General features: G+C 56.0%; 24 protein-coding genes, 1 tRNA gene and 1 other RNA gene. 16 read left to right on the top strand and 10 right to left on the bottom strand.

Features of this window, described 5'->3' with window-relative positions:
* Positions 1-72: 72 nt before the first annotated feature.
* Positions 73-954 carry an HpcH/HpaI aldolase/citrate lyase family protein gene (locus tag GRI36_RS10840; protein WP_160598477.1) on the bottom strand — a complete coding sequence of 294 codons (882 nt, stop codon included), beginning with the start codon at positions 952-954 and terminating at the stop codon, positions 73-75.
* A gap of 124 nt (positions 955-1078) precedes the next feature.
* Positions 1079-1155, bottom strand: a tRNA-Pro gene (locus GRI36_RS10835).
* 217 nt (positions 1156-1372) lie between these two features.
* Between GRI36_RS10835 and yajC the strand changes: the two genes are divergently transcribed.
* From yajC to secF, 3 genes are read left to right on the top strand one after another with little or no spacing between them, the layout of a single operon-like run.
* Positions 1373-1693, top strand: coding sequence for a preprotein translocase subunit YajC (gene yajC / locus GRI36_RS10830; protein ID WP_160598476.1), 321 nt, complete (start codon positions 1373-1375; stop codon positions 1691-1693).
* 41 nt (positions 1694-1734) lie between these two features.
* A complete protein-coding gene (secD, locus tag GRI36_RS10825) occupies positions 1735-3333 on the top strand; it encodes a protein translocase subunit SecD (protein ID WP_160598475.1) in 1599 nt (532 codons plus the stop codon).
* A gap of 13 nt (positions 3334-3346) precedes the next feature.
* Positions 3347-4324 (top strand): protein translocase subunit SecF, encoded by a 978-nt coding sequence (gene secF / locus GRI36_RS10820; protein ID WP_160598474.1) that lies wholly within the window; start codon positions 3347-3349, stop codon positions 4322-4324.
* A gap of 19 nt (positions 4325-4343) precedes the next feature.
* Here the strand turns inward: secF and GRI36_RS10815 are convergent, their stop codons facing one another.
* Together GRI36_RS10815 and GRI36_RS10810 are read right to left on the bottom strand one after the other, a co-directional pair.
* Positions 4344-5528: a glycosyltransferase gene (locus tag GRI36_RS10815; RefSeq protein WP_160598473.1), complete on the bottom strand. Its 1185-nt coding sequence runs from the start codon at positions 5526-5528 to the stop codon at positions 4344-4346.
* Positions 5525-6097, bottom strand: a complete 573-nt coding sequence (locus GRI36_RS10810) for a helix-turn-helix domain-containing protein (protein WP_160598472.1) — start codon at positions 6095-6097, stop codon at positions 5525-5527. Before GRI36_RS10810 ends, GRI36_RS10815 begins: the two co-directional genes overlap by 4 nt.
* Before the next feature lie 96 nt (positions 6098-6193).
* Between GRI36_RS10810 and GRI36_RS10805 the strand changes: the two genes are divergently transcribed.
* Positions 6194-6670, top strand: coding sequence for a DUF6456 domain-containing protein (locus GRI36_RS10805; protein ID WP_160598471.1), 477 nt, complete (start codon positions 6194-6196; stop codon positions 6668-6670).
* Here GRI36_RS10805 and GRI36_RS10800 read toward each other — a convergent pair.
* The 3 genes from GRI36_RS10800 to GRI36_RS10790 all read right to left on the bottom strand — a co-directional run bounded on the left by GRI36_RS10800 (position 6663) and on the right by GRI36_RS10790 (position 10685).
* Positions 6663-7265 (bottom strand): uracil-DNA glycosylase family protein, encoded by a 603-nt coding sequence (locus GRI36_RS10800; protein WP_160598470.1) that lies wholly within the window; start codon positions 7263-7265, stop codon positions 6663-6665. The two genes, GRI36_RS10805 and GRI36_RS10800, sit on opposite strands and share 8 nt — an antisense overlap.
* Complete coding sequence (locus GRI36_RS10795) at positions 7232-9055, bottom strand: ABC-F family ATP-binding cassette domain-containing protein (protein ID WP_160598469.1); 1824 nt, start codon at positions 9053-9055, stop codon at positions 7232-7234. Before GRI36_RS10795 ends, GRI36_RS10800 begins: the two co-directional genes overlap by 34 nt.
* 73 nt (positions 9056-9128) lie before the next feature.
* Positions 9129-10685, bottom strand: a complete 1557-nt coding sequence (locus GRI36_RS10790; protein WP_160598468.1) for an amidohydrolase family protein — start codon at positions 10683-10685, stop codon at positions 9129-9131.
* 122 nt (positions 10686-10807) lie between these two features.
* Between GRI36_RS10790 and GRI36_RS10785 the strand changes: the two genes are divergently transcribed.
* From GRI36_RS10785 to GRI36_RS10765, 5 genes are all read left to right on the top strand, one after another.
* Positions 10808-11530, top strand: coding sequence for an SIMPL domain-containing protein (locus GRI36_RS10785; protein WP_160598467.1), 723 nt, complete (start codon positions 10808-10810; stop codon positions 11528-11530).
* An 87-nt stretch (positions 11531-11617) separates the two neighbouring features.
* Positions 11618-11929 carry a PepSY domain-containing protein gene (locus GRI36_RS10780; RefSeq protein WP_160598466.1) on the top strand — a complete coding sequence of 104 codons (312 nt, stop codon included), beginning with the start codon at positions 11618-11620 and terminating at the stop codon, positions 11927-11929.
* A 119-nt stretch (positions 11930-12048) separates the two neighbouring features.
* Positions 12049-12729, top strand: coding sequence for a response regulator transcription factor (locus GRI36_RS10775; protein ID WP_160598465.1), 681 nt, complete (start codon positions 12049-12051; stop codon positions 12727-12729).
* 94 nt (positions 12730-12823) lie between these two features.
* Complete coding sequence (locus GRI36_RS10770) at positions 12824-14185, top strand: sensor histidine kinase (protein ID WP_160598464.1); 1362 nt, start codon at positions 12824-12826, stop codon at positions 14183-14185.
* A gap of 282 nt (positions 14186-14467) precedes the next feature.
* Complete coding sequence (locus GRI36_RS10765; protein ID WP_160598463.1) at positions 14468-14821, top strand: hypothetical protein; 354 nt, start codon at positions 14468-14470, stop codon at positions 14819-14821.
* 221 nt (positions 14822-15042) lie between these two features.
* Here GRI36_RS10765 and GRI36_RS10760 read toward each other — a convergent pair whose 3' ends face one another.
* Positions 15043-15336, bottom strand: coding sequence for a chorismate mutase (locus GRI36_RS10760; RefSeq protein ID WP_160598462.1), 294 nt, complete (start codon positions 15334-15336; stop codon positions 15043-15045).
* 88 nt (positions 15337-15424) lie between these two features.
* Here GRI36_RS10760 and GRI36_RS10755 point away from each other — a divergent pair, with 88 nt between their 5' ends.
* The 3 genes from GRI36_RS10755 (at position 15425) to GRI36_RS10745 (ending at position 19243) form a co-directional block, all read left to right on the top strand.
* The gene (locus GRI36_RS10755) at positions 15425-16435 is read left to right on the top strand and encodes a polyprenyl synthetase family protein (RefSeq protein WP_160598461.1); all 1011 of its coding nucleotides are present in this window, start codon (positions 15425-15427) and stop codon (positions 16433-16435) included.
* An 81-nt stretch (positions 16436-16516) separates the two neighbouring features.
* Positions 16517-18949, top strand: a complete 2433-nt coding sequence (gene hrpB / locus GRI36_RS10750) for an ATP-dependent helicase HrpB (RefSeq protein WP_160598460.1) — start codon at positions 16517-16519, stop codon at positions 18947-18949.
* Between the two features lie 15 nt (positions 18950-18964).
* Entirely contained in the window at positions 18965-19243 is a 279-nt protein-coding gene (locus tag GRI36_RS10745; protein ID WP_160598459.1) for an NADH dehydrogenase ubiquinone Fe-S protein 4, read from the top strand.
* Positions 19244-19277: 34 nt separating this feature from the next.
* Here the strand turns inward: GRI36_RS10745 and GRI36_RS10740 are convergent, their stop codons facing one another.
* Together GRI36_RS10740 and GRI36_RS10735 are read right to left on the bottom strand one after the other, a co-directional pair.
* On the bottom strand, positions 19278-19985 hold the full coding sequence (locus GRI36_RS10740) for a hypothetical protein (RefSeq protein WP_160598458.1): 708 nt from the start codon (positions 19983-19985) through the stop codon (positions 19278-19280).
* Positions 19986-20027: 42 nt separating this feature from the next.
* On the bottom strand, positions 20028-20495 hold the full coding sequence (locus GRI36_RS10735) for a hypothetical protein (RefSeq protein ID WP_160598457.1): 468 nt from the start codon (positions 20493-20495) through the stop codon (positions 20028-20030).
* 153 nt (positions 20496-20648) lie between these two features.
* Between GRI36_RS10735 and ffs the strand changes: the two genes are divergently transcribed.
* From ffs to GRI36_RS10715, 4 genes are all read left to right on the top strand, one after another.
* Positions 20649-20743: signal recognition particle sRNA small type (gene ffs, locus GRI36_RS10730), an RNA gene on the top strand.
* A gap of 71 nt (positions 20744-20814) precedes the next feature.
* Entirely contained in the window at positions 20815-22602 is a 1788-nt protein-coding gene (locus GRI36_RS10725; protein ID WP_160598456.1) for a DNA polymerase III subunit gamma/tau, read from the top strand.
* Between the two features lie 18 nt (positions 22603-22620).
* On the top strand, positions 22621-22962 hold the full coding sequence (locus tag GRI36_RS10720; RefSeq protein ID WP_160598455.1) for a YbaB/EbfC family nucleoid-associated protein: 342 nt from the start codon (positions 22621-22623) through the stop codon (positions 22960-22962).
* 48 nt (positions 22963-23010) lie between these two features.
* Positions 23011-23805 carry a class II aldolase/adducin family protein gene (locus GRI36_RS10715; RefSeq protein ID WP_235902224.1) on the top strand — a complete coding sequence of 265 codons (795 nt, stop codon included), beginning with the start codon at positions 23011-23013 and terminating at the stop codon, positions 23803-23805.
* Positions 23806-23978: the final 173 nt, after the last annotated feature.

Here is a 23978-nt window from a genome sequence, read left to right as displayed (position 1 = left end):
TTGCGATTATGTGTCGCAGGCGGAGTTAACCAAATCGGTCAATGTAGGAAAATATAATGTGCGTTTTTGGCTCTACTGTTCAACGCTGGCCAGCAGAGCCTGAGCGAGGGCCAGATGCGGACGGTCAAGCATTGCGCCGTCGACGCCAATCGTGCCCGCACCGGGATTGTCTGCAAACGCTGCGACGATGACTCGGGCGCGGTCAAGTTCTTCGGCGGAGGGAGTGAACGCGTCGTTGATAACTGGAACTTGCGCGGGATGGATCGCCAGCATCCCGCGATAGCCTTGGCTGCGGACCATCAGGGCGCGTTCTTTGAGCCCGTCCAGATCGCGGAAATCAGCTTGGATGGTTTCAATCGGGGCGGCCCCTGCAGCGACCGCGCCGAGCAGGCACAGGCTGCGGGCCAGTTCGAATGTCGGCATATATTCGCCATCGGACCGGAATTGCACAGAAGCGCCAAGCGCAGACGATAAATCCTCAGCTCCCCAGCTCATCGCGATTAACCGTTTGCAGCCTTCATAATCGCCGGTGTTGAACATTGCGCGCGGCGTTTCCGTTACCAATGCGGCGATTCTGGTCGAGCCATCGACGATGCCATTTGCTGCCTCATGCTCGCTCAGCAACTGGTCGAGTTTCTCCGCATCAGCGCGGCCCTCTGCTTTCGGCAACATTATCCCGCCGGGCGCAGATGGCATAATCGCCGAAAGGTCATCACCAGCATATTCGCCGGAGAGAGGATTGATCCGCACCCATATGCGCTGCTTATCTTCGCGTGTTGCAAGGAACTCGCGAACCAACTTGCGTGCATTAGGTTTGCTTTCCGGTGTGACTGAATCTTCCAGATCGAGCAGGACAATATCTGCGGCACTATCGGCGGCTTTCGTCATTTTGCGCTCGCTATCGCCGGGGGCGAAGAGCCATGATCGGGTTTTGAGGGCGGCGGGCTTGGTCATCTGAAACTCTCCATATGAATGCGGGTTACGGCGCATAAAGGAGCGACGCAAGACCGGGCGGGCAAGACCGGGCGGCGCTGTGTTCGCACAGGTGAAAAGAAGATCGGATTTGGGGTAATTCCACTGGTCGGGACGATAGGATTCGAACCTACGGCCCCTACACCCCCAGTGTAGTGCGCTACCAGACTGCGCCACGTCCCGATCAGTGGAAGGCGGGCCTATAGTGCCGGTGGAAACGCAACGCAATAAGGTTGCAGCATCAATTGGCCAATCACATGGTTTATGCTGCGTTGCTCTGCCCTTGCTTTGCTGCTAGGCGCGCCCACTTATTGTGATGAATCGACAAGGGGGCGGGTTTTGTGCCCATGCTGCCGAAGTCTTCAAATCGCGTTCTTTCGACAAGGTGTAGGCCTCAACGATGCTCAATTTTCTCTCTACCGCAGCTGGCGCAGAAGCGGCACCAGCCTGGATGCAATTCCTTCCGCTCGTGGCGATGGGTCTGATTTTTTGGTTCCTGATTATCCGCCCGCAAATGAAACGCCAGAAAGAGCATCAGGAAAAAGTTTCTTCGATGAAGAAGGGCGACAAAGTCGTTACCGCCGGCGGATTGATTGGTAAAATCGTTAAAGTTGATGATGATTATGCCGATATTGAAATTGCCCAAGGGGTGCGGGTAAAAGCGGTTAAGAACACCATTGGCGACATTATTCCGCCAGCCGGCCAAGCTGCGAACGACTGACGACCGCGAACGACTGGCGAAATTAGGACGGAACCGCTGACATGCTTGAATTTCCACGCTGGAAGAAAATCTGGCTCTGGGCGATAACATTGCTCGCGGTTGCCGCAGCGATCCCTTCGGTTCTCTCCTCAACCAATATCACTTGGCCATCAGCTTTGCCGCAACCGACGGTCAACCTCGGTCTCGACTTGGCAGGTGGTAGTCACATTCTGCTCGAAGCCGATGCCAAGCAGGTGATGGCGCAGCGGCTTGAAAATATGGATGAAGCCGTCCGCGCCGCATTCCGCAATGCCGAACCGCGGATCCGTGCCGGAGATTACTCAACTCAGGGGGGTGAGTTGAGCTTTATGCTAAACGATTCTGCTGATGTTGATCGGGCACGCGAGGAATTACTTCCTCTCATCGCTGGCCAAGGGCTGACCAATGAATGGACGCTCGTATTTACCGATGAAACCCGATTAACTCTGAGCCAGACTGAAGATGGCGCTGAAGAAGCGGTTACCCAGGCGATGGACAGCGCAACCGAAGTTGTTCGCAAGCGCATTGATGCACTGGGTACACGCGAACCAACGATTATTCGCCAGGGCGACACGCGGATCGTTGTTCAAGTTCCTGGCCTCCAAGATCCTGAACAGCTGAAAGCGCTTCTCGGTCAAACTGCCAAACTAGAATTCAAGTTGGTTGCACCTAACGCAATTGCAGCCCCGGCCTCTGAAATCGAAACACGGCCTGGAATTCAGGTCTATCCCTATGCTGATGGCACCCCGCAACAAGGCCTTTCGATGCCAGTTGTCCGGCTTGGCGGTATTCAAGGGGATTCGCTGACAGAAGCGAAGTCGGGCGTGAATCCGCAGGACAATTCATCTGTCGTGAACATCACTTTCGATGCGCAGGGTGGCGCAAAATTCGCTAAATTAAGCACTGAGAATGTTGGCAAGCAATTTGCGATTATCCTTGATGGGAAGATTATTTCGGCGCCCGTATTTAACGAGCCAATCCTTGCTGGATCTGCGCAGATTTCAGGCAGCTTCACGCCGGAGAGCGCTTACAGCTTGGCAATTTCACTTCAATCGGGCGCATTGCCGGTTGATCTGACGATTGTTGAAGAGCGCACGGTAGGGCCAGACCTCGGCGCTGATTCTATCAAGAGCGGTATGCTGGCGCTGATGGTTGGCGCGGTGGCAGTTATTGCGTTGATGATTTTCAGCTACGGTCGCTTTGGCGTTTACGCAACGATCGCGCTGTTCTTCAACGTGGTAATGTTGTTGGGCATTATGGCGGTTCTCAACACCACTTTAACGTTACCAGGTATTGCGGGATTCGTGCTTACAATTGGTGCCGCGGTTGATGCCAACGTGCTTATCAATGAACGAATACGCGAAGAACGAAAGCGAGGGCGGCGTGTGATTGCCGCTGTCGAAAATGGTTATAAAGAGGCCAGCCGAGCGATCTACGATGCTAACATCACTAATTTTATTGCCGGTGTGTTGCTATTCCTGTTCGGTTCCGGCCCGGTCCGCGGCTTTGCCGTTGTTTTGATCCTTGGTCTGTTTACCTCGGTTTTCACCGCCGTTGTCCTGACCCGCATGTGGGTCGCCGGTTGGCTACGCAAAGCGCGTCCACAAGATTTGAACGTCTGAGGGGAGTATAGATATGCGACTGCTTAAACTTGTCCCTGATGATACGAACATCAAGTTTCTACGCTGGCGGATGCCGTTTTACGTCGTCAGCGTTTTCCTGATGATTGCAAGCTGGGCGTTGGTGCTCACTCAAGGGCTCAATTATGGTGTGGATTTCGCTGGTGGGCAGGAAGTTCGCCTAACCTTTGAACAGCGTGAGGAAGCGCCTATTGTCAGCTTACGCGAACAAATTGGCAGTCTTGGTTATGGAGAACCGGTGATCCAGCGCTTTGGCGCGGAGAATCAGGTGTCGATCCGAGTCAGACTGCCAGAAGGCACTGAAGATACGCCGGGCGCGGCGACCGCGATTGGTGATACCGTCATCAAGTCGATTGAATCGACTTACGAAGGCATTCGCCGCGATGGTAACGACACGGTATCGGGCAAAGTCGCCTCCGAATTTCGCGAGAAGGCTGTGCTGGCGTTGCTAGCCGCTATGCTAGCAATTGCGCTCTACATCTGGATCCGGTTCGAATGGCAATTCGGGGTCGGCGCTCTGTTTGCGCTGGCGCATGACGTTTCACTGACGCTCGGCTTCTTTGCGTTGTTTCAGCTGGAATTCAGCCTCCAGATTATCGCCGCGATTCTCGCCATCATTGGATATTCGCTTAACGATACGATCGTCGTGTATGACCGCATCCGTGAAAATCTGAAGAAGTACCGCAAGATGCCGCTGCCTGAACTGCTCGACCTTTCGGTCAATGAAACTTTGGCGCGTACCGTGATGACCTCGCTGACTTTGTTGGTCGCGCTGCTGCCGCTCTTGTTCTTCGGTCCAGCCAGCCTTTTCGGCATGGTCGCGGCAATTACGCTTGGTCTGTTCGTCGGGACATACAGCTCGGTCTATATGGCCGCGCCGATCCTGATCTGGCTGGGGGTTGATTCCAACAGTTTCGTTCCGGAAGAAACTGTCGCTGATAAGCAAGAAAAGATGGCTCGCGGAGAAGGCTGACTTAAGCGAATTTCTCGGGTTAAATCAGGCGGGAGTAATATTCGTCTAGCAGCCGCGCATGCTCGTCCCAACTGAAGCGCTCGGCGTTGGCTGCAACCGCCTCCGGTGTGGGCGGATTGGCGAGCAAATGCTCGATTCCAGCAGTGACAGCCTCCAAAGTCCGTTCAACGATCATGCCCGCATCAGGCGATGCTACCAATTCTCGTGCCCCACCAGCGTTTGAAATGACAAGCGGAGTACCGCAAGCCAGCGCCTCGACCCATGCATTGGCAAGCCCCTCGCTTGCGGATGGTAGAACCATGATATCGGCAGCTGATAGGATAACCGGCAGCAGATCGTGATCGACCGATCCAAGGAAATGCACCCGGTCTTCCACCCGCATATCGCGAGCCAAATTGCGCAGGTGCTGCTCGTCCGGCCCATGACCTACCAGCAACAATTGCGCGCCGGGAATATTGGCGAGTGCGCCAATCGCAAGGTCTTGGCCTTTTCGCTCTATCAACCCGCCTACCGATGCCAGCAATGGCTTGCCTTCGGGTAATGCAATATCAAGAGTTTGGCCCAACATTCCGCGTAGTCCAACATGATCGAGCGGCCGGAACCTGTCTCGGTCCAAGCCAGTATAATGTAGCGTGATTTTGTTGTAATCCATGCCAAGCGCAGACATTTCTCGCGCCAACGCATCCGACACGGCCAGCAACCCGTTAGCGCGGCCTGCTGCATCCAGCATTTGTTCGAGCGCGTAGGGCTTCCCGCCCCAGAAATTGATGTCCGATCCCCGCGCCTTGATCGAACAGGGCAGGCCAAGCTCATGCGCAATCCATGCTGCCGCAGGGCCATCTGGATAGAAGAACTGCGCGTCGACCAAATCAAACGGATTATCTGCATGCAGGCGCTTGGCGAGTGGCAAGACTTTGCGAGCGATAACGCCAGGGTTGATCCGCGTGCCGACGTTTGGAATCAGCGTGAATCGGGGGCGATAAACAGCAACCCCTTGCTCCATTCCATCCGTCGCAGCGGCGGCGAGCGGCCTGTATTTGCCAAATGCAATGGGCGGCACGCCGATCGGGTTGATGACAGTAACTTCCCAGGCATCGCGCGCGGCCAGCGCCTCCAACGACCGCGCAACGAAAGTGCCGAAGCGCGGCATATGGGTGTTGGGATAAAGAGTGGAGAGCGAGAGTACCCGCTTCGGGTGACTCATAGCGGGCGCACCAACATCTCAGCGACAGCCAGCCATGGCGGATCATCGACCACTTGCTGCTTTTGGCCAACACCCGGTGGCAAGATGCCTACCATCGTGCCTTGCCGGTCGATCAAACGGCCGAAATAAAATCGTCCGCCCTTGCGCGGCACCAGCACGTCGCGGTTTATAGCGCGGGCGGCGTCTGCTGGGTCAAGCTGGCGGAGCCACAATTGGTCGCCTCCGCGATATTCGCCTGCGCTGGCCGCGATAGACAACACCATCAGAGGCGCGTCGCCGCCAATTTCGGTCGCCAGAACCGCTTCTGCAGGTGTATTGAGCGCCTCCGGCCCTTGCTCGGTTAACGTAGCAACCACTTGCGGCGAGGCGGTCTGATCGGACCTAACCAGAGATTGCGGATCAATGCCAAGCGCGTCCGCGATTCGGTCCATCCATTTGATCGACAGATTGCGCATACCGGTTTCAAGCCGCCCGATGGTTTGGGCGGTGGTTGGAGGATCGCAGGCTTCGGCCAGATCGGCCAATGTCAGGCCTTTGGCTTTGCGAATATCACGGATACGATTGATCATCGGGTAACTTTCGAAGGAACCATATTGGTTCCCTCTTTCCTACATGCACTCCCTTTTGGCAAGAGGCGATTCGTTGTCATTCAAAGGGGAAAATTGTTGCGCAGACTGCTCATCGAACGCGAATTGACCAGCGAAGGTCCAAAGGGAAGTGGGGGGAGGCGCGCGCGGCGCCGGAGCGTAACCGTCAATATCGCGGAATCGCCCTTGTCTTGGCTTCATGCGCGGGGTCATATTGACGATCGTCTGTTCGCCGCGGGCGAGCGCCTGCGTGCGGATTATGAGCGGGCGCAATTGAGTCCGAGCGTGACGATGCGGTGGGATGCAGTGCGGATCAGTGGGCAGGGCAGCGATGGCGGCCTCTCCCCAACCGAACGCCAGATCGCAGCAAAGGGCCGCTTTGATGCTGCAATTGACGCTGCGGGAAATGGCCTGTCCGATATTCTATGGCGTGTGGTGTGTAGCGGGGAAGGCCTGCCCGAAGCGGAAAAAGGCCTTAAATGGCCAGCACGTAGCGGAAAACTGGTGCTAAAACTGGCGTTGGACCGAGTTGCGATATTTTACCGGATTACTTGACCAATTTGTCGATGTACTGTCGCAACACGGGCAGTACTGCCGCTTCAAACCACGGGTTTTTCTGCATCCAGATTCTGCTGCGCCATGCCGGATGCGGGAGCGGTAGAATGTGTGGTAGGAACTGTTCGAAACTCTCCACTCGCTGGGTCAGTGACATCGAGCGTGTTTTGGGCAGATAATATCCTTGCGCATAGGTTCCGACCAACAATGTCAGCCGGTCCCTGGGCAATTGCGCCAAGACTTGGCCGTGCCATTGCGGCGCGCATTCCTTGCGCGGAGGCTTGTCCCCGCCGCTGGCTTTGCCGGGATAGCAGAACCCCATCGGAACCAGCGCGACCCTGGCGGGATCGTACATCTGCTCCTTGCTCAGCCCCATCCATTCGCGCAGCCGGTTGCCGCTATCATCATCCCACGGGACGCCGGTGGCATGGACTCTGGAACCGGGTGCTTGGCCGATAATCAGCAGCTTTGCAGTTGAGGAGAATTGGACGACTGGGCGGGGGCCATCTGCCAGAAATTCAGCGCAAATCGTGCAACTTGCAATTTCCCGGTGCAGTGCGCTCACCCCTCGATCATTTCCGCCAAGGCAAGCCATCGCTCTTCCGCTGCGTCTTTTTCGGTACGGGCGTTTTCGATGCCTTGATTGATGTTAGCGAATTTTTGCGGGTCTGCGGTGTACAGCTCCGGATCGGAGAGAATCTCTTCGCCTCGCGCAATCGCCAGTTCCAACTCCTCGATCCGCGCCGGCAGCAATTCGTAATCGCGTTGGTCCTTATAGCTGACCTTCGTGCTTTTCTTCGCAGGAGCAACTGCGGACGATTGACGAGAGGTGTCCTGCTTCGGCGATTTGCCCTTTGCCGCCTTATTGCGCTGGGATTTCTGTTTTTCCCAATCCTCGTACCCGCCGGCAACAATGTCCACGAAGCCGCTGCCATCGAGGCCGAGCGTGATCGTGACTGTCTTGTCGAGAAAGTCGCGGTCATGGCTGACGATAAGCACGGTGCCTTCATAATCGGCGATGACTTCTTGCAGCAGATCGAGTGTTTCCAGATCGAGATCGTTGGTCGGCTCATCCAGAACCAGCAAGTTTGATGGCCGGGCAAATTCGCGCGCCAGCAGCAACCGCGAACGCTCGCCTCCCGACATGGTGCCAATTTTGGTGTCGACAAGCCCAGGGTCAAACAGGAATTCCTTAAGGTAGCCTTGAACGTGTTTGCGGGTGCCGCGAACATCAACCCAGTCGCCGCCTTCCGCCAGCACATCGCGCACCGATTTTTCGGGCGTCATCAAGGCGCGCTGCTGGTCAATTACCACTCCGGTCAGCGATTTCGCGACTGTCACCTTGCCTTCATCGGGCGCAAGCTCGCCCGTAAGCAGTTTCAGCAATGTCGTCTTACCAGCACCGTTTGAGCCGACCACACCGATCCGGTCTCCGCGTTGGATGCGAAGCGAAAAATCTCGGATGATCTTGCGTTCATCCTTGCCGGTTCCGAAGGATTTGCTGACCTTGTCCGCAACGATAACTGCTTTGCTCTTGTTGCTGTCATCGGTGGTTAGGCCAAGTTTTGCTGCACCGGTCGGGCTGATCATCGCGGCACGTTGCGCGCGCATTTGCCACAATTTCTCCAACCGCCCTTGGTTGCGTTTACGCCGCGCGGTGACGCCGCGCTCTAGCCAATGGGCCTCGATTTTCAGTTTTGCGTCTAGCCGGTGCGCGTTGCGTGCTTCCTCGGCATAGACTTGTTCTTCCCAAGCATCATATCCGCCAAAACCGACGTCTTTGCGCCGCAGAATTCCGCGTTCAAGCCAAATTGTCGCGTTGGTCAAACGTTTCAGGAAAGTCCGGTCATGACTGATGACAATGAATGCGCCTTTGTAACGGTCGAGCCAGCTCTCCAACCATTCAATCGCGGCAAGATCGAGATGATTGGTCGGCTCGTCCATCAACAGCAAATCAGGATCTTGGGCTAGGGCGCGTGCAATCGCAGCGCGGCGCCGTTCGCCTCCGCTGGCCCCCTTGGATTTGGTCGCCATGTCGATGCCAAGTTGGCCTGCAATCGCCTCAACCTCGTATTCCTCCGGTGGATGCTCGCCATCCAGAGCGAAATCCATCAGCGTTTCATACGGCCCGAAATCTGGTTCCTGCTCCAGCACCACAATCCGCGTGCCGGGTTTCACTTTGCGCTCGCCCCGGTCAGGACCGAGTTGGTCATTGATCAAGCGGAACAACGTGGTTTTGCCAGCGCCATTGCGACCAATTAGAGCCAGTCGGTCTCTTGGCCCGACATGCAGGTTAAGCCCGTCGGTTTCGGGGCCGCCAAACAACCACCGGCCGCCTTGTTGTAGGCCAAGGGTTTCCAAGCTGAGTATCGGTGGTTGCGCCATAGGTGGCGCGCGTTAGGTTACTGGCCGCCATGCGGCAAGCGGTATGCTTGAATCGGCCCCCGGTTTCCCGTGGCTATTGGCTTTGCGAAGCGACCATTTCGGCTACATCTTCGAGCAAGATATGCGCATCGTAAACAATGCCGTCCTTAATCGTCCAACGTACCCCGCCGACGCGTTCGAGCACATTGGTATCGCGGTTCAGCCGCAAATGTCCGGTGCCGTACAGCGTCTTGAAGTTGGCCAGCGGGTTTTCTGGCGCAATAACCAAATCCGCCAACATGCCGACTTTGATCTTGCCGAACGGAGCAGGGATTCCCTTTGGCTTATAGATTTCGTCAGCGCCGTTCATTGTCGCGGCTTGGATGACTTCGAGCGGGGCAAATCCTGCCTCCTGTAACATCTCGAACTCGCCAATATAGGCGAACCCCCAAGTCTGATAAATATAACCAGGATCGGACCCGACGGTTACGCGGCCACCCTTGTTTTTGAAGTCGTTGGTTAGCTTCATCCATGGCACATAGAAATTGCGCCAGGCGACCTCGTCTTCGGTCGACCAATCGTGGTAATAGGACCCATGATTTGTCAGACTGGGCTCATAGAAGTTCATCAACGAAGGCAGCGTGTATTTCTGATGCCATTCGGCAGTCCGCGCCCGCATTACATCGCGTGATGCAGAATAGATGTTGAATGTCGGACTAAGCGTAACACCGCCTTCGACCATGGAATCGATATAATCATCCCATTCCTCGCTACCCGGCTCCACAATTTGCGTGGCGAGCCTAGCAACTTCGGAAAAGCGAGATTGTTCGTCGAGGTAATTGTAATCATTGGGGTAACGCACCAAAGCGCCATCCTTAAGCAGCGATTCCATATGGCCATAGAAATGGGTGACACCGTCCATACCCAGCTCGACTGCTTTGCGTGCAGTAACCTGCGCTACGCCGCGTTGCCCCAAATGCGCGACGGTGCCCATTTTATGCTTTTCGGCTTCATCCAATGCAGCGGCGAGCACATCGGATGCATCGGTGTTAAAGAATTTCACCCCGTCATATCCGGCATTTTCGGCCCACCGTACCCACTCGCGCGCCTTGGCCGGAGTCCTAACGGGTCCGCCCGGCCATTTGTCTCCAAACACAGCGTAAGCGAACAGGCGCGGGGCGACGATCAAGTTAGCGGCACTGCGGCGTTTGTGGTCAAGGTCGGTGCTGTCGGGCCCGAAACCGAACGACACGCCGCGCACCGAAGTTACGCCGTGCGCAAGCCACAAACGGTATCCGTAATCGGGATTGGGAGCCTTGCCCGGATCGCCATTATGGCCATGCACATCGACAAAGCCGGGCATGATAAACATGCCGGTCGCATCAACCACGCGGTCGGCGGAATTAATTACACTTTCAGGCGAGCCACCACGATTGATTGCAGCGATCCGGCTGTCCTTCACCACGATGTCAACCGGTCCTTCCGGCGGGGCACCGGTGCCGTCGATCATGGTCGCGCCGCGAATGACCAAGCTTGAATAGGGCCCTGATCCCTCATCGGATTGCCGCGCCGGCACCGGCTCCATACCGTTTTGCGCGACAGCAGCCGTGCTCAAGAATAGTGCGACGGAAAATATCAAACTGCGGATCATCTGTAACCAGCCCCCAATAGCATTGTGTCAGGCCTAGCCACAGACAGCGCTGATGTGAAGCGCGGTTCACCTTGCCTAAAGTGTCGTGACATTAGATGGTAGGTAAACACATGGAGAAAGATATGATCCGCAACGCCCTGACCTTCGCCGCTGTTTCTGCAATGCTGCCAGCTTTGGCCATGCCTGCCTCGGCGGCAGACATTCAGATCCAATCCCGAGGACCCGTGATCGAGCTGAGTGTTTCTGAATCGGTTAAAGCTGCGCCCGATATCGCCACAATCAGCGCTGGCGTAGCCTCGCAAGCGAAAACTGCGGTCGAGGCGATGCAGCTTAACGCTAGGGAAATGACGGCGGTTATCGCGCGGATCAAAGCTCTCGGGATTGACGAGAAAGACATCCAAACCACTGGCATCAATCTCAACCCGCAATATGATTACGACCGCCAAACACAGCAGCAAGTCTTCAAGGGCTATTCCGTATCCAACCGTGTCAGTGTGATCCTGCGTAAGATTGAACGGACGGGGCCTGTGCTCGATGCGTTGGTCGCAGCAGGTGCAACCGACATTGGCGGCCCCAGCTTTTCCATCGGAGATGACACAGCGGCGAAGGCTCAGGCACGCGAATCTGCGCTGAAAACGGCGCGCGAAAGAGCGATGGAATATGCAGGTTGGGCCGGATATTCAGATATCCGCTTGCTTGAAATAAGCGAGGCGGTGTCGGTATCTTCGCCGCAGCCCATGATGCGGACTATGGCTGTTGAGAAATTAGCTGATTCAACCCCGGTTCAACCAGGTATGGTCGGCACAGGCGTTAGCGTAACCGTTAAATATGAGATGGTTGAATAAGCCAAGTCATACGTAAACATTCTGAACACAGGAAACGGCAGGCATTCAGACGCTGTTCAAAGCAGCGGGCGCAAAACCAAAAATATTATGAAACGTTTTTTAAATCTTGCCCTGGCTGCATCGCTGGTCGCCTCTGGATTTTCCGGGGCACTTGCCATTGCTCAGGACCGGACGGATCAGGAAAATGCTCGCAAGGAAATGCAAGCGGGTAACCGGATCCCGCTGCGTGAAATAGAGCGCAAGGTGGCCGATCCGTTGAAGGCGCAGGGCTATGAATATCTAGGCCCGGCATATGATTCGGCTGCAGGCGCTTATCGCCTCAAGTTTATTCGCAATGGCCGCGTTTCGTATGTCGATGTCGATGCGCGCACCGGTAAGGTATTGCGCCGCAGTCGCTAACTCCATCAATTCAGGATGGAATCGCTTGGCGAGTTGACGCATTTACAACAAAAGACCACTTAGCAATGGAAACGGATGCAGGTTCAAATTGAGAGCCTATTGCAGGGGAATTAGGCAGCATGAGAATTCTGATTGTCGAGGACGAGCCAACTCTCGGCCAGCAACTTAAATCCACACTGGAGCAGAACGGCTATGCGGTTGATTTGTCGACCGATGGCGAGGACGGTCATTTTCTTGGCTCAACCGAGAATTATGACGCGGTCATCCTTGATCTGGGCTTGCCCGAGATTGACGGACTGACAGTGTTGGGCATGTGGCGCAAAGAAGGCCGGACATTCCCGGTTCTTGTGCTGACAGCGCGCGACAGCTGGTCGGACAAGGTAGCAGGCCTCGATGCGGGTGCTGACGATTATCTTGCCAAGCCATTTCAAACCGAAGAACTCATCGCTCGATTGCGGGCGCTTATCCGCCGTGCATCGGGCAATACTTCATCCGAATTAACGGCTGGTGGGGTGCGTTTGGATACGCGTTCCGGCCGCGTGACCTTGGCTGGCGAACCGGTGAAGCTGACCGCGCAGGAATATAAGCTGCTCAGCTATCTTATGCATCATAAGGGCAAGGTGGTTAGCCGGACTGAGTTGATCGAGCATATTTACGATCAGGATTTTGACCGCGATTCGAACACAATCGAAGTGTTCGTCACGCGTATCCGTAAGAAACTCGGCGCCGATGTGATTACCACGATCCGCGGTCTGGGCTATAGTCTGGACGATCCGGACGAAGCACCGCGAGCCACCTAGAGTGAACGCGCCACAAGCAGACATTGCTGCTCAAGGGCGCGCGTCCTCTGCAGGTCCGGCGCATGCCGGGTCTGAACAATCTACTGATACCACAATGCCTAACGATACCGGGCGTAACGACACCGGTAGCCTTGCCCGCCGAATGATGTTGATCGCTGCGGGTTGGATTCTGATTTTACTGCTTGCTGGCGGCTTTGCGCTCGACCGTACGCTTACAAGCCTCGTTGAACGCAATTTTGATGATCAGATGGAATATCTGCTCAACGCCATGTTGGTCAGTGCCGAGATTGATCTGGATGGTGAGGTCTATTTCAACCGGCCGTTAGGTGAACCCCGCTTTTTGGAACCCAATAGCGGCATGTATTTCCAGATCGTTGCGGACGGTCAGGAGGGCTATCTGTCGCGTTCTTTGTGGGACGAGCCTCTCAAGTTGATGGGTGAACACACAGACACTGAACCGCATTTTTATGACAGCAGCCAGCGTCCCGATGAACAATTGCGGATTGTCGAGCGGTCCGTGATTTTGCCGTACAGCGACGCGAAATGGACCTTTGTTGTCGCCTCGGCAACGCAGGAGCTAGATGAGCAGATCAACCGGATACGATCCATTCTGGCGTGGTCATTTGCGGTATTGGGCCTTGGTCTGTTCGTGATGGCAGCTCTGCAGAGCTATTACGGCTTGCGACCGCTCAGACGCATACGGATAGCCATCCAGCGTATTCGTACCACGGGCACAAATCGCATCACCGACCCACTGCCTTATGAGGTTCAACCACTGGTAGAGGAGCTTAATATGCTGCTCGCCCACTCGGAGAAACAAGCCGAGGAAGCACGTACTCATGCCGGCAATCTGGCGCACGCTTTGAAGACGCCGCTGACGGTGGTCAACAATGCGGCCACCGCGCGCGCGCCCGACTTGCCCGATACGGTTATTCGCGAGGCGACAACGATGCGGCGGCATGTCGACCACCATCTTGCACGGGCAAGAGCAGTAGGACGCCGAGCGGTTGGATTGGCCAGAACGCCAGTATGCGACAGTGCAGAAGCGGTGCGCCGTGCAGTTGAACGTCTTTATCCTTCTGTAAGGTTCGATATTGATGGAAATCGCCAAGCGCAGGTCGCCATAGAACGTCAGGACCTTGACGAAATTCTTGGCAATTTGATCGAGAACGCAGCCAAATATGGCGGCGGTAGCGTGTTTGTTACCGTCGATGCTGAACCGGATGAAAAGCAGTGCGTCATCTGGGTGGAAGATGACGGGATGGGCATTCCCGAAGACAAGCGCACCGAAATATTCGACCGGGGTGCTCGTTTGGACACTGGTAAACCTGGGACGGGTCTTGGATTGGCGATCGTACGCGACGTCGCCGAGATTTATGGTGGCGGGGTTGAGCTGGATGAAAGCGAAGACCTTGGCGGTTTGCTGGTGAAATTGAGCCTGCCAAGAGTGGGCTAGGCCGTTGCTCTAATTCAGCCACTGTTCAATTCCCGTTCGCCAGAAACGGAACATCGGCATGATTGCCACCGGGGAGAAAAAGAGTGAGCCGTTCCATATTTAAGCCAGTTTTGTTGGCCGCAGCGACTTTGTCGTTAGGTGGCTGCGCGATTTATGGGGTTGATGGTTACGGCAGCGCCTATGCAGACCCCTATTACGACCCGTACTACGACCCCTATTACGGTTCGAGCTACTATGGTTGGTACGATAGTTTTTATTATCCGGGAGTCGGCTTCTACATCTATGACACCTACGGCACGCGCTATCGGTGGAACGATGGCCACCGCCGTTATTGGGAAGGGCGTCGCGGCAAACGCAGAGGCCAAGCAAATTGGGACGGGTACCGCCGTGGCAATGATGGCCGGTATCATGATCGTCAGCGTGGCGAGCATCGCGGTGAGCGCAGGCGTAACCGTGATGGCTCTTCGCGCGCCGAAGACACCACAGGAACAACTCGCTATGGCGATGATGCACGGCGTGATAACCGTAGGTCAGGCCGTCAGCGCCGCGATGGTGCTGCAACTTCTGGATTACCAGCCGCGCGCAATGGCAATGGACCGCCTCCATCAGCGAGTGCGCGTCGCCAATCCAGAGTAGCGCCTCCTGTCGCGAGACAGCCACGCGCTTCCCAAACGACACAATCGGCGCCGCCAGCAGCAGCTCCCCGTGCAGTTCCCCGTGCAGTTCCCCGTGCAGATCCAAAGCGTGCAACTCCAAAACGGGTTGCACCGCCTAAACAAGCGCCTCGCCGGACTCCACGCGACACCAGCCGACCTGAAAAAAATGACGAGTGATTTCAGTAGTGGATCGAGTCTGCGCTAGGCTTGCTGGGCCTGTTCGTGGTGACGGATAACTTCTTCGATAATAAAACGAAGGAATTTTTCTGAAAACTCCGGATCAAGATGCGCTTCTTCAGCCAGCTTTCTTAGTCTGGCGACCTGACGGGATTCTCGGTCAGGATCGGCTGGCGGCAAGGTTACGCGTGCCTTATATTCTCCGACTGCCTGCGTAATACGGAAACGCTCCGCTAGCATATGGATCAGGGCTGCGTCGATATTATCGATTGAGCGGCGATAACTGGCGAGCTGTGGGTCTGTGTCGGAATCTTGCATCACTTAACCGCATATCACGGACTTTGCGCCCTTTCCAAGCAGGTTGTGACTTGCCTTAAGCATTTACGGTGGCCAATAGCGCGGCACCATGACTGCGCAAGTCGTCTCTCTGCCGCGTAAACGGCCCACTCTCGATCCGATGCTAGCGCTGACCGCGCAGGGCATGAATTCGGTAAATTCAGTGATTCTGGATCGGATGCAGAGCGAAATCCCTTTGATTCCCGCGCTCGCTGGCCATTTAATTTCAGGCGGCGGAAAACGCCTTCGCCCAATGCTCACTCTCGCGGGTGCGGAACTGGTCGGATACAGCGGCACGCGGCATTTCAAGCTTGCAGCCGCAGTTGAGTTTATTCACACCGCGACATTGCTGCATGATGATGTCGTAGACGGTAGCGATTTGCGGCGTGGTAAAGCGGCGGCCAACATCATCTATGGCAACCCGGCAACTGTTCTGGTCGGTGATTTCCTGTTCAGCAGAGCATTCGAACTAATGACCGAGGATGGCAGCCTTAAAGTGCTCAAAATCCTATCAGGAGCGAGCGCGATCATTGCCGAGGGCGAAGTCGATCAATTGACCGCGCAACGGCAAATTGAGACCAGCGAAGAGCGGTATCTGGGGATCATCGGAGCGAAAACTGCAGCACTTTTCGCCGCTGCATCGCGCATATCCGCTGTTGTGGCTGAATGCGACGAGACGCAGGAACGTGCACTTGATGACTATGGCCGTAATCTTGGCGTAGCGTTTCAATTGGTGGATGATGCGATTGATTACGATTCCGATGCAGCCGAAATGGGCAAGGATCAGGGAGATGATTTCCGCGAAGGTAAAATGACTTTGCCGGTAATCCTTGCCTATTCACGCGGCACTGAAGGCGAGCGAAAATTCTGGAAGGATGCTATCTCCGGTATCCGGTCCGATGCGGCCGCACTCGAAGAAGCAATCGCGCTCATCGATAAGTATGACGCAGTCGGTGCAACGCGGGATCGCGCTCGTCACTTCGCCAACCGTGCAGTTGATGCAATATCGATATTCCCTGATAGTTCAGCGCGCCAAGCTATGGCTGAGGCAGCACAATTTGCGGTGGCTAGGGGCTACTAAAGCCAGCTTCGATCAGCTTGTTTAAAGCATGAGTTAGCATCGCCGCTTTCCCACCCATTGCCATTTAGGTAAGGCGAACCGGTGAGCGATAACCTTCCCATCCACACGGTGCTTCCACATTTACTTCAAGCCTTGAGCGAAAGCGGGACGGCGGTGCTGATTGCCCCGCCTGGTGCCGGAAAGACCACAGCCGTTGCGCCTGCTTTGCTGGCCGAGCCTTGGTGCACAGGCCAGATCATTCTGCTCAGTCCTCGCCGTGTCGCGGCGCGTGCGGCGGCGGAACGGATGGCTGAGATACTGTGTGAGAAGGCCGGCGAGACGGTGGGCTATCTGACCCGCCTTGACAGCAGAACCTCTGCGAAAACCCGCATTCTGGTGATGACAGAGGCAATTCTTGTAAACTGGTTGGTCGATGACGCGGAGTTGTCGGGGGTGAGCGCGGTGCTATTCGATGAAGCACATGAGCGTCATCTGGACAGCGATTTGGGCTTAGCATTAGCGCTTGAAAGCCGGGCAGTGCTTCGTGACGATCTTCGAATTTGCGTAATGTCAGCGACGATTGATGGCGAGCGCTTTGCAAGCATCGTCGGACCGGACACGCCCATTATCGAGAGCGAAGGTAAGGCGCATCCTTTGCGGATTGAATGGCTGGGCGCGCGTGCTGAAAAGCAAATTGAAGACCAGATGGCCTCCGCGATTATGACCGCGTGGAAGCAGGAAGATGGCGACATTCTGGCGTTCCTGCCAGGCGTGCGAGAGATTGAGCGTGTTCGTGAACGGCTGGAAGCGAGATTGCCGAACGTGCCTATCCTGCCGCTGCACGGTCAGGTCGAGCCAGCGGCGCAGCGTATTGCAATCAAACGCGACAAGAACGGAAACCGGCGGATCGTGTTGGCAACGGCAATTGCGGAAACTTCGCTCACGCTCGATGGTGTGACGGTGGTGGTCGATTGCGGCCTGTCGCGGCGAGCTGAATTTGACCGCGCTGCCGGAACTACCCATCTGGTTACGCATCGCGCCAGCCAAGCGGCTGCCGCACAGCGTGCGGGTCGCGCGGCGCGGCAAGGGCCGGGCGTTGCCTATCGCCTGTGGGAACAAGGCGGACATGCGGGCCGCCGCAAATTTGATCCGCCCGAAATGGAGACATCCGATCTTGCGCCGCTGGCATTGTCCTTGGCACGCTGGGGCACGCATGATCCGGCATCTTTGACATGGCTCGATGCGCCACCTGCAGCATCGCTTGGGTCAGCGCGGCGACGGTTGGAACAGCTTGGGGCACTTGGCTCAGACGGCCAGATTACCTCGTTGGGAAGCCAAATCGCGGCCTTGCCAGTTGATCCGGCGATGGCTGCTGCTCTCCTGTTCGGAGCCAGAGCGGGACAGGCTGAGGAGGCAGCGCGGTTGGCGCTACTGTCGCAAGAGCGCGGATTGGGCGGACGTGGTGAGGATTTGTTGCAACGTCTGCAACGGTGGAGCGGCGATAGGTCTGGCAGGGCGGACGCGTCGCGCAAATTGGCGGAACGTTGGGCGCGGCAGGCAGAAAAGCTGATTGGTAGCGCAGCAAGCGATCAGGTTAGTCCCGCAGTGTTTCTCGCCCAGGCCATGCCCGACAATGTTGCGCGGCGGCGCGATGCCAGCGGCGAGAATTGGATTTCAGCTGGGGGTAGGGGTTACTTCCTCGACCCGGCATCACCGCTCGCCAGATCAGAATGGTTGGTGGTTGCCGATGCGCAGGGCCAAGCGAAGGGCGCGCGCATTACTGCCGCTGCAGCTTTGGAACCGACTGAGGTCGAAGAACACCTTGGGCATTTAATAGAGCGTCGGACCAGCCTGAAATGGAACGAGAGGGGGGCGCGCCTCGAAGCGCGATTGGAACGCCGAATGGGCGCGATTACTCTGTCAAGCGGACCAGACCCGTCACCAGACCCGGCATCATTTGAGGCAGCCTTGCGTGAATTGGCTCGGGACAGAATAGGGGATTTGGTGCCAGCCGCATTGCTGGCGCGGGGCCAATTTGCGGAAATTGGTTCACTGGAAATTGGTGCCTTGCGTGCTTCCGCAGAAATCTGGCTTGATCCATTGCTAGCAAAGCGCCGAGATTTAGACATTCCCAGAAGCAAAATTGTGGAGGCGGTGCTCGGCCAGCTTGAGTGGAGTGATCGTCAGAGACTCGATCAAGCTGCGCCGCGCGAATTTACCAGCCCTGCAGGAACGACCCACAAGATCGATTATGCGAGCGAGGGCGCACCTTCGGTTGAACTGCGCGTGCAAGCACTTTTTGGCCTCGACCAGCATCCGCTGATCGGCACCACGCCGTTGTTGTTCCAGCTTACCAGCCCGGCGGGAAGACCCATTCAGGCAACCCGCGATCTGCCCGGATTCTGGCGCGGGACATGGCGCGATGTGGCCAAGGATATGAAGGGGCGATACCCGAAACATCGTTGGCCCGATCAACCATGGACAGAAAAGCCGAGCCTAAAAACAAAGAACGCCTTTTCACGCGGCTCAAGCTGATTTAAGAGCGCAACTATGGCAGCACGTATTTACCAACGCACCCAAAGCGCGATGCAGTCCGGCAAAGCCCGGACGGAAAAATGGATTCTCGAATTCGAGCAAGCCGAAGCGCGCAAAGCTGACCCTTTAATGGGTTGGACCGGCAGCGCCGATACGCAGGCGCAAGTTGAGCTGACATTTCCAGATAAGGAAGCGGCGAAGGCCTATGCGGCCAAGTACGGGATTGCTGCACGTGTGCACGCAACGCCGCCCAAATCTCTGAAATTACAGGCCTACGCTGATAATTTCCGGTAAGCTTCCCAAGCTTGCCTAAATTGGAATTTGCGGTCTAGATATCCATTCCGAAATTCGGTTTGATTTCGTTGCCTTGCCAGCGTGCTTCGCCCGATTGCATGGCTGCGCGGCAATCATTGGCATCATGGCCGATGCTGTCTGCGAGGTAGATGACCTCATCCGAATAGTCACCGGTAAAACGGATATCGTCGCATTCGCCGTCATTAGCGAAATCAGCGCTGTTATCTCCGTAATCGATCGGACTATCGGCAGTCGGAACAGCAAATAGCGCATTAAATTCGAGCCTGCCATTTTCGTAGGCTGCTTTGCAGTCGTCTGCATCTTTGCCAATGCTGTCTGTCAGCAGCGATTCAGCCATACCTGCACCAACGAACCGGACATCATCGCACTCGCCATCGCCAGCAAAATCACTGCTATTATCGCCAAAATCCACATCTTGAATCGGTAGTGCAATTCCTTCGGTCACAGCAGCTTGACCTGCAAAAGTCAGCCGGCCTTGATTGAATCCTACACGGCAGTCAGTGGCATCATGGCCGACATCTTCATCGAGCAAAATGGTGTCGGTCATGCCAGAACCTGTGAACCGCAGATCATCACATTCGCCGTCTTTGGCATATTCGCTCGAGTCGTCACCGAAGTCTATGTTTTGGGAGAAGGCGGGTTGTGGCATTGCCAAGCCGATAATGACCAAGCCCACAGTTATCTGCCTCGTGTGACGATTTGACAATGCAATTTTCAACATAACGGAGCGCCAATCTAACTTTGCGTCGATCCAACCGACAGATTACGACGAACGAAGCTCTAGCTTGCCTGCCTCATAGGCGGATCGGCAATCGCTTGCGTCATGCTTTACATCTTCAACTAGCAGCGGCGTGGTCGTCATACCGGGGCCTTCGAAGCGCATATCGTCACATTCACCATCGTTGGCCCATTCGCCATTATCATCGCCCCATGCGATGCGAGAGGAATCACGTGTGGAACTACCCGACTTGAGCTCAATCCGCCCCTGATCAAACGCTGTCTTGCAATCGGTCGCGTCGGCGCGAATATCTGAATCAAGCAGAGGTGTTGTGGTCATGCCGGGTCCGGTGAAACGGGGATCATCGCATTCGCCATCAATCGCCCATTCGCTGGAATCGTCACCAAAATCCACATCTTGCGCGAACACAGGCTGGGGCAAGGTCAAGCCGAGTGCGATGCAAGCAGTGGTCAGCGCCTTCATTGCCGTCAGCGTCTTTGCGGAAAATTTCATTGATAGCACTCCCAATCGGCTATTATGCTCATAACCATCCATGGACTGATTCACAAATTACATGTGCATCTGCTTGCTGCACAGAGCCTGAATGCGCCATCCGGCCTAGCAATTGCGACTTGCGCCGGACGCTTGTTATCCCCATATGCCCGCTCGGGAGTCGGGTGGACGTTTGCGTTCGTTTACCTGGTCAGGTCCGGAAGGAAGCAGCCAAGGCGTGTTGCGACGGGTCGCTCGGCTCCTTTTTCATTGAATTGTTGCACACACTATCGTGACAAACGGTCATGACAATCGTCGCATCTGCGCCTACCAAGTGCCTATGGGTGATTCACCGGACAATTCAGATACGCCGCCTTGGGACGATGGGCCTCCGGTTGAGGCAGATGCTGGCGCGGCCGATGCACAGGCGAGCGCGGCGGAGTTAGAAGCTGCAGGGCAGAATTCTATGTTCGGTGCAGGGGAACCAGAAGCGCCGACTCCGGCCGCGAAACCAGTGGAATCAGGCCAACCTTATCGCGTCCTTGCCCGCAAATACCGTCCGCAAACCTTCAGCGAGCTGATCGGGCAGGAGCCGATGGTGCAAACGCTGGCGAATGCGATCAAGCGCGATCGGCTGGCGCACGCATTCCTGATGACTGGTGTGCGCGGAGTGGGTAAAACCTCGACTGCAAGGCTGATTGCCAAGGCGCTTAATTGCGTGGGACCAGATGGACAGGGTGGCCCAACGATCAATCCTTGCGGCCAGTGCGAACCGTGCATCGCGATCGCCGAAGGTCGGCACATGGATGTGATCGAGATGGACGCTGCCAGCCACACCGGCGTGGACGACGTTCGCGAGATAATCGAGGCGGTCCGCTACGCCGCTGTCTCGGCGCGCTACAAGATTTACATTATTGACGAAGTCCACATGCTTTCGCGCAATGCTTTCAATGCCTTACTGAAGACTCTTGAAGAGCCGCCTGCGCATGTGAAGTTCCTCTTTGCGACGACGGAAGTCGACAAACTGCCGGTTACGGTACTGAGCCGGACCCAACGGTTCGATTTGCGACGGATTACCACTGATCTTCTCGAAGGCCACTTCGCAAGAATTTGTGGCCTAGAGGGAGTGGAGGCCGAAACCGAAGCGCTCCACATGATTGCAATGGCGGCCGAAGGGTCTGTGCGCGACGGTCTTTCCATTCTCGACCAAGCGATTGCTCATGCTGATTTGGGCGATCAGGGCCAAGTTACTGCAGAGCGGGTTCGCGATATGCTGGGGCTTGCGGATAAGACTGCGCAGCGCACAATGCTAGGGCTTCTGCTCGCGGGAGATGCGCAAGCGATGTTGTCGTCAATGAACGACCAATATGCGCTGGGTGTTGAACCGATCGCCTTGATGCGCGGGTTGATGGATCTGGTGCACAAGATCACGCTTGCCCAAGTCGGCGGAGGGGAGCCCGAAGCTCCAACCGCAGAAGAAGGCGCTGCGCTGAAAGACTGGGCGGGGCGCTTAGCGCCGGGCCAGTTGCACCGACTATGGCAATTGCTGCTCAAAGGGCACGATGAAGTTCGGCAGGCGCCCGACCCACTTGTCTCTGCTCAAATGGCGCTGCTACGGGTGCTGCATGCGGCTGATTTGCCAGATCCAGGCAAGCTAGCGACGAAGCTTGAACAGCTTGCGGAGATAGGTGCAGCCTCTGCCCAGCCAACTGGCGAGGGGAACACCACTGCTGCTCCAGCTGCGCAAATTGGCTGGAAGCAATTGACCGAACAAGTCGGGGCAAACGGCAATCATTTGGCCTCAAGTATAATGCAATTACAGGTCCGGATTGTTTCGCTTGAACCCGGCAAATTGCGCTTTAGCCGGGCCAGTCAGTTCAAAGATGACATTGCTCCGCAATTACGCGATGCGCTGATGGGCTTGACGGGTGACCGTTGGACGGTCGAAGAATGTCAGGAAGCTGGCGCACCGTCTTTGGTCGAAGAGGGTGAAGCCGAACAGCGCGCTGCCCTCGAACTGTTGAAGAAACATCCGCTGGTGGAAGCCACGATGGATGTCTTCCCCGAGGCCGAAATGGTCGAAGAAGAAATTGCTCCCGCACGGGGCCAGGCCTCTTGGGGTCGCTGAAGAATTGAGGAAAAGACTATGAAATCCATGGAAGAAATGATTCAGGCTGCACAGAAGGCCGCCGAAACCATTCAGACGCAAATGAATGATGTTCAGGCAAAGCTGGATGCTATCGAAGTCACCGGCGAAGCAGGCGGCGGTTTGGTCAAGGTGCGCTGTTCTGCCAAGGGCCGCGTGCTGGGTGTAAGTATCGATGACAGCCTGATGAAGCCGGAGGAAAAGCAGATGGTCGAGGACCTCGTTACCGCCGCATTTAACGATGCGCGGGGAAAGGCAGACCGCGTTTCGGAAGAAGAAATGAAGAGTATTCAGGCCGGAATGGGCTTGCCCCCGGGGTTCAATCTGCCCGGTATGGGTTGATCGCAACTCGTGATAGGGTGAATGAAAGACTGATTTGGAGAGTAGATCATGGCAACTGTGATGAATGACAACGGTGTTGGTAACGATGCGGATGTTCGCGGCAAGGTGAGCGCTGAAGAATGGGCCGTCCGGGTCGATCTTGCAGCTGCATACCGGCTTGTTGCTCTATACGGCTGGGATGATTTGATTTTCACCCATTTGTCCGCCCGCGTACCGGGGCCAGAACATCACTTCCTGATCAACCCATATGACATGATGTTCGAGGAAATCACCGCCTCCAGCCTAGTGAAGATAGATGTCGAAGGTCAGCCGGTGATCGAGACATCGCATCCGGTAAATCCCGCTGGCTTCACGATCCACTCAGCACTGCATATGAATTGCGAAGCGGCGCATTCGGTAATGCATTTGCACACACCGGCAGGCCAAGCCGTCAGCGCAATGAGCGAAGGTCTGATGCCACATACGCAAACCGGCATGATCGCTCGCAGTGACATCGCTTATCACGAATATGAAGGCATCGCGACCGATCTGGAAGAGCGCGATCGTCTGGTTGAAGATATGGGCGACAAACACGCGATGATCCTGCGCAATCACGGCACGCTCGCGATTGGCAACAGCGTCGCGGAATGTTTCCTGCGGTTGTATTTTATAGAGCGTGCCTGCGATGCGCAGGTAAAGATGCTCAGCGCCGGCATCGAAAACCTCAACAATCCGCCGCAAGGCACACCCGAAAAGGTGAAAGCACAGACCCCGCCTGCTGGCATTGGCATGGTCGCACAAGGGCTGGCTTGGCCAGCATTGCTGCGGAAACTTGACCGGATCGATCCGAGCTTCAGGGATTAGGCTGACCCTACCGACTTGATGGGAGCGGTCTTGGGACCGATGCGTCCGTTCGCATCGGTGGCTGCCGCTGTGGACGGATGCGTTTTCGTGTATCAGGCCACCGTTCGATGGCGCCTGCTCCGCAATGGCATAAAAAAAGCCAGAGGGGCTTTCATTTGAACGCAACTTCGAGG

This window comes from Pontixanthobacter gangjinensis, from assembly GCF_009827545.1.
GTDB lineage: Bacteria > Pseudomonadota > Alphaproteobacteria > Sphingomonadales > Sphingomonadaceae > Pontixanthobacter > Pontixanthobacter gangjinensis.
This window is presented reverse-complemented; position numbering and strand designations above follow the sequence as displayed.

What these genes read in the sequence shown, in the direction of transcription:
- secD (WP_160598475.1), top strand. Translation starts at nt 1,735, where the DNA reads ATGCTTGAATTTCCACGCTGGAAGAAAATCTGGCTCTGGGCGATAACA.
- GRI36_RS10795 (WP_160598469.1), bottom strand. Translation starts at nt 9,055, where the DNA reads ATGGCGCAACCACCGATACTCAGCTTGGAAACCCTTGGCCTACAACAA.
- GRI36_RS10810 (WP_160598472.1), bottom strand. Translation starts at nt 6,097, where the DNA reads ATGATCAATCGTATCCGTGATATTCGCAAAGCCAAAGGCCTGACATTG.
- secF (WP_160598474.1), top strand. Translation starts at nt 3,347, where the DNA reads ATGCGACTGCTTAAACTTGTCCCTGATGATACGAACATCAAGTTTCTA.
- GRI36_RS10800 (WP_160598470.1), bottom strand. Translation starts at nt 7,265, where the DNA reads ATGGCTTGCCTTGGCGGAAATGATCGAGGGGTGAGCGCACTGCACCGG.
- GRI36_RS10745 (WP_160598459.1), top strand. Translation starts at nt 18,965, where the DNA reads ATGGCAGCACGTATTTACCAACGCACCCAAAGCGCGATGCAGTCCGGC.
- GRI36_RS10735 (WP_160598457.1), bottom strand. Translation starts at nt 20,495, where the DNA reads ATGAAATTTTCCGCAAAGACGCTGACGGCAATGAAGGCGCTGACCACT.
- GRI36_RS10720 (WP_160598455.1), top strand. Translation starts at nt 22,621, where the DNA reads ATGAAATCCATGGAAGAAATGATTCAGGCTGCACAGAAGGCCGCCGAA.
- GRI36_RS10775 (WP_160598465.1), top strand. Translation starts at nt 12,049, where the DNA reads ATGAGAATTCTGATTGTCGAGGACGAGCCAACTCTCGGCCAGCAACTT.
- GRI36_RS10715 (WP_235902224.1), top strand. Translation starts at nt 23,011, where the DNA reads ATGGCAACTGTGATGAATGACAACGGTGTTGGTAACGATGCGGATGTT.
- GRI36_RS10790 (WP_160598468.1), bottom strand. Translation starts at nt 10,685, where the DNA reads ATGATCCGCAGTTTGATATTTTCCGTCGCACTATTCTTGAGCACGGCT.
- GRI36_RS10785 (WP_160598467.1), top strand. Translation starts at nt 10,808, where the DNA reads ATGATCCGCAACGCCCTGACCTTCGCCGCTGTTTCTGCAATGCTGCCA.
- yajC (WP_160598476.1), top strand. Translation starts at nt 1,373, where the DNA reads ATGCTCAATTTTCTCTCTACCGCAGCTGGCGCAGAAGCGGCACCAGCC.
- GRI36_RS10725 (WP_160598456.1), top strand. Translation starts at nt 20,815, where the DNA reads ATGGGTGATTCACCGGACAATTCAGATACGCCGCCTTGGGACGATGGG.
- GRI36_RS10755 (WP_160598461.1), top strand. Translation starts at nt 15,425, where the DNA reads ATGACTGCGCAAGTCGTCTCTCTGCCGCGTAAACGGCCCACTCTCGAT.
- GRI36_RS10770 (WP_160598464.1), top strand. Translation starts at nt 12,824, where the DNA reads ATGCCTAACGATACCGGGCGTAACGACACCGGTAGCCTTGCCCGCCGA.
- GRI36_RS10840 (WP_160598477.1), bottom strand. Translation starts at nt 954, where the DNA reads ATGACCAAGCCCGCCGCCCTCAAAACCCGATCATGGCTCTTCGCCCCC.
- GRI36_RS10760 (WP_160598462.1), bottom strand. Translation starts at nt 15,336, where the DNA reads ATGCAAGATTCCGACACAGACCCACAGCTCGCCAGTTATCGCCGCTCA.
- GRI36_RS10740 (WP_160598458.1), bottom strand. Translation starts at nt 19,985, where the DNA reads ATGTTGAAAATTGCATTGTCAAATCGTCACACGAGGCAGATAACTGTG.
- GRI36_RS10780 (WP_160598466.1), top strand. Translation starts at nt 11,618, where the DNA reads ATGAAACGTTTTTTAAATCTTGCCCTGGCTGCATCGCTGGTCGCCTCT.
- GRI36_RS10765 (WP_160598463.1), top strand. Translation starts at nt 14,468, where the DNA reads ATGACACCTACGGCACGCGCTATCGGTGGAACGATGGCCACCGCCGTT.
- GRI36_RS10815 (WP_160598473.1), bottom strand. Translation starts at nt 5,528, where the DNA reads ATGAGTCACCCGAAGCGGGTACTCTCGCTCTCCACTCTTTATCCCAAC.